This is a genomic window from Sphingomonas sp., from assembly GCF_031380695.1.
In the GTDB taxonomy this organism is placed as follows: Bacteria; Pseudomonadota; Alphaproteobacteria; order Sphingomonadales; family Sphingomonadaceae; genus Sphingomicrobium.
Genome location: NZ_JANMWY010000014.1, coordinates 1 through 6,446 on the forward strand (window position 1 = coordinate 1; position 6,446 = coordinate 6,446).

The following is a 6,446-nucleotide window of genomic DNA, read 5'->3' on the forward strand; positions in this document are numbered from 1 at the left end:
GCTGTCGGGGTGATGATCGGCGATGACCGCGTCGAGCATGGTGGCGAGATGGGACAGGCGTTGGGGCAAGGGTTCGCTGGCGCTGGTCTTGAGCTGGCCGTTGGCGAGGTGGGTGAGGCGATTGCCCTCGGCGCGGATCAGCCCCCATCCGGTCGAGGAGAGGGAGGGGTCGAGGCCCAAGATGATCATCTGCGCATGATCACCGCCGAAGACGGGTGCGTGCACCGCGCGGGGCCGAACTGGCGGCGACGGCGGCGGGCAGACCGATCAGCGCGATCCCGCCGAGCTCGAGCAGCCAGTTGAGCCGCCAGCCGCCGATGCGGTCCATCAGCAGCGCGTCGACATGGTCGAACGACGCCGCGCGGACCGCGATGAAGCCAAGCAGGACGACGATTCCGACCAGTGCGGCGCGGACCGGCCCCGAGGAGCGACGGGTGCGGCGCCACAGGAAGAGGACGGTGATCAGGCAGAGGCCGACCAGCAGCGCGATGAACAGCGTCTGGTAGGTCCGCCGCTGATCATACCAATGCTGGGCATGGGCGAGGTTTCGGGCGACCGTTGTCAACAGCGATTGCAGGTCGAGTTGCTTGTTGATGCCGAGCGCGACGAGCAACAGGGCGACCGCCGACCAGAAGCGGCGATCGGGCCGCGAGCGCCGCGCCGCCAGCACGGCGAGCAGCGCCGCGACACCATAAGCGATGACGGTGGCCCAGCCGAGCGGCGTCGGATCGCCAATGTCGGGGGTCCAGCCATGGGCGATGCTGACAAGGGTGGCGATCAGCCGAGCCTCTCCATAATCTCGTCGCTGACCTCGTAATTGCCCCAGACTTGCTGGACGTCGTCATCTTCGTCGAGCGTGTCGATCAGCTTGAGCAGGGTGGCGGCGTCGGCTTCGTTGACGTCGACCATGACTTGCGGGCGCCAGGCGAGTTTCGCGCCTTCGGCGTCGCCGAGCACGGGTTCGAGTGCCTTGGCGACTTCGTGGAGGGCGCCGATGTCGGTCCAGATCTCGTGGCCGTCGTCGGACGAGGCGACGTCCTCCGCGCCCGCTTCCAACGCCGCTTCGAAGACCGTGTCGGGATCGCCGGCGGTGGCCGGGTAGCTGATCAGGCCCATGCGGTCGAAGGCGTGACTGACGCTGCCCGACGCGCCGAGGTTGCCGCCATTCTTGCTGACAGCGGTGCGGACATTGGTGGCGGTGCGGTTGCGGTTGTCGGTCAGCGCCTCGATGATCAGCGACACGCCGCCGGGGCCGAATCCTTCGTAGCGGATTTCCTCATAGGTTTCGGCGTCGCCGCGGCTGGCCTTGTCGATCGAGCGCTGGATATTGTCCTTGGGCACCGACTGCGCCTTGGCGGCATTGATCGCCGCGCGCAGCCGCGGGTTCATGTCCGGGTCGGGCATCCCACTCTTGGCCGCGACGGTGATTTCGCGCGAGAGTTTGGAAAATATGCCGGCGCGCTTTTTGTCCTGCGCGCCCTTGCGGTGCATGATGTTCTTAAATTTCGAATGGCCGGCCACGGGAAACCTTTGGGTGTGGGATTTGCTCGCCACGCCCTAGACGGGCCGGGGCGAAGGCTCAACCTTGCGGGAGGTCACGCAGCTCGTCGACTTCGACGCCGAGCGCGTCGATCCGCTGGGCGAGGATCGCGTCGATCTTGTAGTGCAGTCGTTCGATATCGAGTTCGGCGCGTAAATTGGTTTCGAAATCGAGGCGCGCGGCGAGCCGATCCTTGGTTGCCTGGCGGTTCTGGCTCATCATGATGATCGGTGCCTGGATCGCGGCGAGCATCGACAGCAGCAGGTTGAGGAAAATGAACGGATAGGGGTCGAACCGCAGTCCGAGCTGGTGCGGTATCGCCGAGTTGATGATCATCCAGCCGAACAGCACCACACCGAACGCGATGATGAAGCCCCACGATCCGCCGACCGCCGCCACCCGGTCGGCAAGCCGTTCACCGCGCGTGGCGTGCTCCATCGAATAGGCGTCGGCGCGTCCAGACCGCGCCTTGCCGGCGACGATACCTTCGAGAATTTCACGCTCGAGCGGGCCATTGGGCTGGTCGGGATCGTCGAGCATTGCCCGGGCGAGGTCGGCCGATGTCGGGCAGGAACCGAGCAGTTTGTCGTCATCCATGCCGACCTCCCAAGGTCATGCGCTCAGGCCAGCCCCAGCGCCGTTCGGTAGGTTTCGAGTAGCGCGTCGGCTTCCTCGCGGACGTGGGACTCGAGCTTGCGCAGGGCGACGACCTTGCGCATCGTCTTGGTGTCGTAGCCGGTCGACTTGGCCTCGGCATAGACGTCCTTCACATCGTCCGCGATGCCCTTTTTTTCTTCTTCAAGCCGCTCAATCCGTTCGATGAACAGCCGCAGCTGGTCGGCCGCGACATTAGCTTCGCTCATGATGATTCCGATTCCCTTGGGTGAAAAGTCGACCGGGCGTTAAAGGAGCGGCGCGCTGCGCTCAAGGTCGGTTGAACGGTGCGCGCAACAGCCTATGGCGGCGCGAACGAGGAATGGGGTATCCGTGAGCGAAGTGATGAAACCGCGCGACCGCAAGGTGAAGATCCTGGCGACACTGGGCCCGGCGAGCGCGACGCCCGAGATGATCGAGAAATTGATGCGCGCCGGGGCGGACGCATTCCGGATCAACATGAGTCACGGCGAGCAGTCCGACAAGGTCAAGCTGGTGACCGCGATCCGCGCGCTGGAGCAGAGACTGGGCCGGGCGACGACGATCGTGTTCGACCTTCAGGGGCCAAAGCTGCGCGTCGGCAATTTCGCCGGCGGGTCGGCGGTGCTGAAGGAAGGCACGATGTTCGTGTTCGATGACAGCCCGGTTCCAGGAGGTGCCAACCGCGTCGAGCTGCCCCACCCCGAGCTGTTTGCGGCGGCGCGCAAGGGCGACCGACTGCTGATCGACGACGGCAAGGTGCGGTTGAAGATCGCAGCGGTCGAGGCACGCAAGATCGGCGCGGTGGTCGAAGTTGGCGGGAGGGTCAGCAACCACAAGGGTGTCAACGTGCCCGACGTGCTGGTGCCGATTCCGGCGCTGACCGACAAGGACCGCAGCGACCTGCAGTTCGCGCTGGAGCAAGGGGCGGATTATATCGCGTTGTCGTTCGTCCAACGACCCGAAGATGTCGCCGAGGCGCGCAAGCTGGTCGGCGACCGCGCCGGGCTGCTCGCCAAGATCGAGAAGCCGCAGGCGATCGACCGGCTCGACGAGATCCTCGCGCTGGCCGACGCGGTGATGGTGGCGCGCGGCGATCTGGGCGTCGAATTGCCGCCCGAAAGCGTGCCGCCGCTGCAGAACCGGATCGTCGCCCGGGCGCGGCAGCTGGGCAAGCCGGTGGTCGTCGCGACGCAGATGCTGGAATCGATGATCGTCTCGCCGACCCCGACCCGGGCCGAGGTCAGCGACGTCGCCACCGCCATCTATGATGGCGCGGATGCGGTGATGCTGTCGGCGGAAAGCGCGGCGGGCCAGTTTCCGATCGAGGCGGTAGAGATGATGGACCGCATCGGCTGCACCGTCGAGCGCGACCCGGTCTATGCGGCGCGGATTCATTTCACCGAAACGGTGCCCGAGGCAACCGCAGCGGACGCGCTGGCCGACGCTTCGCGTTCGATCGCGACCAGCCTCAAGACCGGACCGATGGTGTGCTACACGACCAGCGGCTCGACCGCGCGGCGGATTGCCCGGGAGCGCCCACCGGTCAAGATATTGGCGATGACCGCGAGCCTGGAAGTCGCGCGGCGGTTGGGGCTGCAGTGGGGCGTCCACGCCGTCCACACTCGCGACGTGGCGAGCTTCGAGGAGATGGTCGCCAAGGCCAAGCGCATGGCGCTGCGCCACGGGTTGGCCGGGGCGAACGAGCGACTGGTGATTCTGGCCGGGGTGCCGTTCAAGACGGCAGGGTCAACCAATGTGCTGCACGTCGTGCGACTGGTTGGCGACGAGCTGGAGCTGCACAATCAGAACAGCGGCTAGCGCGACCCCGCCATCAGGTCGGGCGCGCTGGTCTGCTCTGCGCCGTCGCTATCCATTGGTGCGCCGTGGTTCCACAGCGCGAGGCTGGGGACGCACAGCCCCGTGGCGTCCTCGGCGAAATCATAGGCGCAGATGCCGCAGTTGAGAATCTCCGCCTGGCGGTCGATGTCGAGGATCTGCGCTTCGGTGAGTTCCTCCAGCACGTAGCGCAGGCATAGCACGACAACCTGATGGCAGACGATCAGGACGCGGCGGCCTTCATATTGCAACGACATGCTGTTGAGCGAACTGCGCAGGCGCAGGATGACGTCGGCCCAACTCTCGCCGCCGGGTGGGCGGTGGTAGAATTTGCCCATCTTGACGCGGTGCGCGGCTTCGTCAGGATAGCGTTCGCGGATGCCGCGTCCGGTCAGCCCGTCGAACACGCCGAACTCGCGCTCGCGCAGTCGCTCGTCGAGGACGGTCGCCCTGGCCCCGCCGGAAAGCCCGCCCGCGGCGCAGATTGCTTCGGCCGTCTGGCGGGCGCGGACATAGGGCGATGACAGCAGAATCTCGGGGCGTTGATCCTCAGGCAGTGCGGCGAACCAGCGGCCGGTCGCCTCGGCTTGGCGATGGCCGAGATCGGACAGCGGCACGTCGACGTCGCGCAGGTCGAGTGCGATGACCGAGTGACCGGCCTCCTGCGCCACGTCGCGAGCGACATTGCCCTGGCTCTGGCCGTGACGGACCAGCCATAGACGATCGGGCCAATGGGGTCGTTGCATGCGCGCTCCTTCGACGAGGTGAAAGCATGGAGCGGCGCGAAGGCTCCGTCCAGCAGTCGCGCATGACCGCGATGATTTGACGGCGCGGCCATGCGGTGGAATGGCATCGGCAAAGTTGAGCGGAGACGGCATGGCGACGACGATCGAGCAATTGGAGGCGCGGCGTGAAGCGGCGAAGTTGGGCGGCGGCGAGAAGCGCATCGCGGCGCAGCACGCCAAGGGACGGCTGACCGCACGCGAGCGACTGTCAGTGCTGCTCGATGCCGAGAGCCTCGAGGAAGTCGACATGTTCGTCGAGCATAATTGCGCTGACTTCGGGATGGAGGAGCAGAAGTTTCCTGGCGACGGGGTGGTCACCGGCAGCGGCATGATCAACGGGCGGCTAGTCTATGTTTTCGCGCAGGATTTCACGGTGTTCGGCGGGTCGCTCAGCGAGCGGCATGCGCAAAAAATCTGCAAGATCATGGACGCGGCAATGAAGGTTGGCGCTCCGGTCATCGGGCTCAACGACAGCGGCGGTGCGCGCATCCAGGAAGGCGTTGCCAGCCTGGGCGGCTATGCCGAGGTGTTTCAGCGCAATGTGCTGGCGTCCGGAGTGGTGCCGCAGATCAGCCTGATCATGGGGCCGTGCGCCGGTGGGGCGGTGTATAGCCCGGCGATGACCGACTTCATCTTCATGGTGAAGGACAGCTCGTACATGTTCGTCACCGGACCCGAGGTGGTCAAGACGGTGACCAACGAGGTGGTGACGCAGGAAGAATTGGGCGGGGCGGTGACCCATACGACCAAGTCGGGGGTCGCCGACGTGGCGTTCGAGAACGACATCGACGCGCTGCTGGCGACGCGCGAGTTCTTCGACTATCTGCCGCGATCGAACCGGCACGAGGTGCCCGAGCGGCCGACCGACGATCCGTGGGACCGGCGCGAGGACAGCCTCGACACGCTGATCCCGCCGAGCGCGGTGACGCCGTATGACATGCACGAACTGATCCGGAAGGTGGCGGACGAAGGCGATTTCTTCGAGCTGCAGCCCAGGCATGCCGGCAACATCATCATCGGCTTCTGTCGGATTGAAGGACGCACGGTCGGCGTGGTCGCGAACCAGCCGATGGTGCTGGCGGGATGCCTCGACATCAACTCGTCGAAGAAGGCGGCCCGGTTCGTTCGCTTTTGCGATGCGTTCAATATCCCGCTGGTGAGTTTTGTCGATGTGCCGGGGTTCCTGCCCGGCGTCGCGCAGGAGCATAATGGGATCATCAAGCATGGCGCCAAATTGCTGTTCGCCTATGCCGAGGCGACGGTGCCGAAGATCACGGTGATCACGCGCAAGGCGTATGGCGGAGCTTATGACGTGATGGCGTCGAAGCATCTGCGCGGCGATTTGAACTATGCGTGGCCGACCGCCGAGATTGCGGTGATGGGCGCGAAGGGCGCGGTCGAGATTATCTTTCGGGGCAAGACGGCGGAGGAGATCGCCGAGCGGACGGCGGAGTATGAAGCGCGCTTCGCCAACCCGTTCGTGGCGGCGAGCAAGGGCTTCATCGACGAGGTGATCATGCCCCATTCGACGCGTAGAAGGGTGGCGCTGGGCTTACGCAAACTCCGCGATAAACAATTGGAAAATCCGTGGAAGAAGCACGACAACATTCCGCTCTAGAGGGCAATGAATGAGCACATACGCCGCCATC

General features: G+C 65.3%; 8 protein-coding genes. 2 read left to right on the forward strand and 6 right to left on the reverse strand.

What is annotated here, in order from left to right:
• The 5 genes from RMN84_RS00425 to RMN84_RS00445 all read right to left on the reverse strand — a co-directional run.
• Positions 1–189 (reverse strand): crossover junction endodeoxyribonuclease RuvC (locus RMN84_RS00425; protein WP_309610245.1); only part of this gene is annotated, 189 nt, incomplete at its 3' end.
• 10 nt (positions 190–199) lie between these two features.
• Positions 200–670 (reverse strand): hypothetical protein, encoded by a 471-nt coding sequence (locus tag RMN84_RS00430; RefSeq protein WP_309610239.1) that lies wholly within the window; start codon positions 668–670, stop codon positions 200–202.
• 107 nt (positions 671–777) lie between these two features.
• On the reverse strand, positions 778–1,521 hold the full coding sequence (locus RMN84_RS00435) for a YebC/PmpR family DNA-binding transcriptional regulator (RefSeq protein WP_309610240.1): 744 nt from the start codon (positions 1,519–1,521) through the stop codon (positions 778–780).
• A gap of 58 nt (positions 1,522–1,579) precedes the next feature.
• A complete protein-coding gene (locus tag RMN84_RS00440; protein WP_309610241.1) occupies positions 1,580–2,137 on the reverse strand; it encodes a DUF1003 domain-containing protein in 558 nt (185 codons plus the stop codon).
• 23 nt (positions 2,138–2,160) lie between these two features.
• Positions 2,161–2,403, reverse strand: a complete 243-nt coding sequence (locus RMN84_RS00445; RefSeq protein ID WP_309610242.1) for a DUF2312 domain-containing protein — start codon at positions 2,401–2,403, stop codon at positions 2,161–2,163.
• 124 nt (positions 2,404–2,527) lie between these two features.
• On the opposite strand from RMN84_RS00445, the gene pyk reads away from it, so the two are divergent.
• Positions 2,528–3,994: a pyruvate kinase gene (gene pyk, locus RMN84_RS00450; RefSeq protein WP_309610243.1), complete on the forward strand. Its 1,467-nt coding sequence runs from the start codon at positions 2,528–2,530 to the stop codon at positions 3,992–3,994.
• On the opposite strand, the gene RMN84_RS00455 is transcribed toward pyk, so the two are convergent.
• A complete protein-coding gene (locus RMN84_RS00455) occupies positions 3,991–4,758 on the reverse strand; it encodes a histidine phosphatase family protein (protein ID WP_309610244.1) in 768 nt (255 codons plus the stop codon). The two genes, pyk and RMN84_RS00455, sit on opposite strands and share 4 nt — an antisense overlap.
• Before the next feature lie 130 nt (positions 4,759–4,888).
• Here RMN84_RS00455 and RMN84_RS00460 point away from each other — a divergent pair, with 130 nt between their 5' ends.
• Positions 4,889–6,415 (forward strand): acyl-CoA carboxylase subunit beta, encoded by a 1,527-nt coding sequence (locus RMN84_RS00460; protein WP_309610246.1) that lies wholly within the window; start codon positions 4,889–4,891, stop codon positions 6,413–6,415.
• The last annotated feature ends 31 nt before the right edge of the window (positions 6,416–6,446 follow it).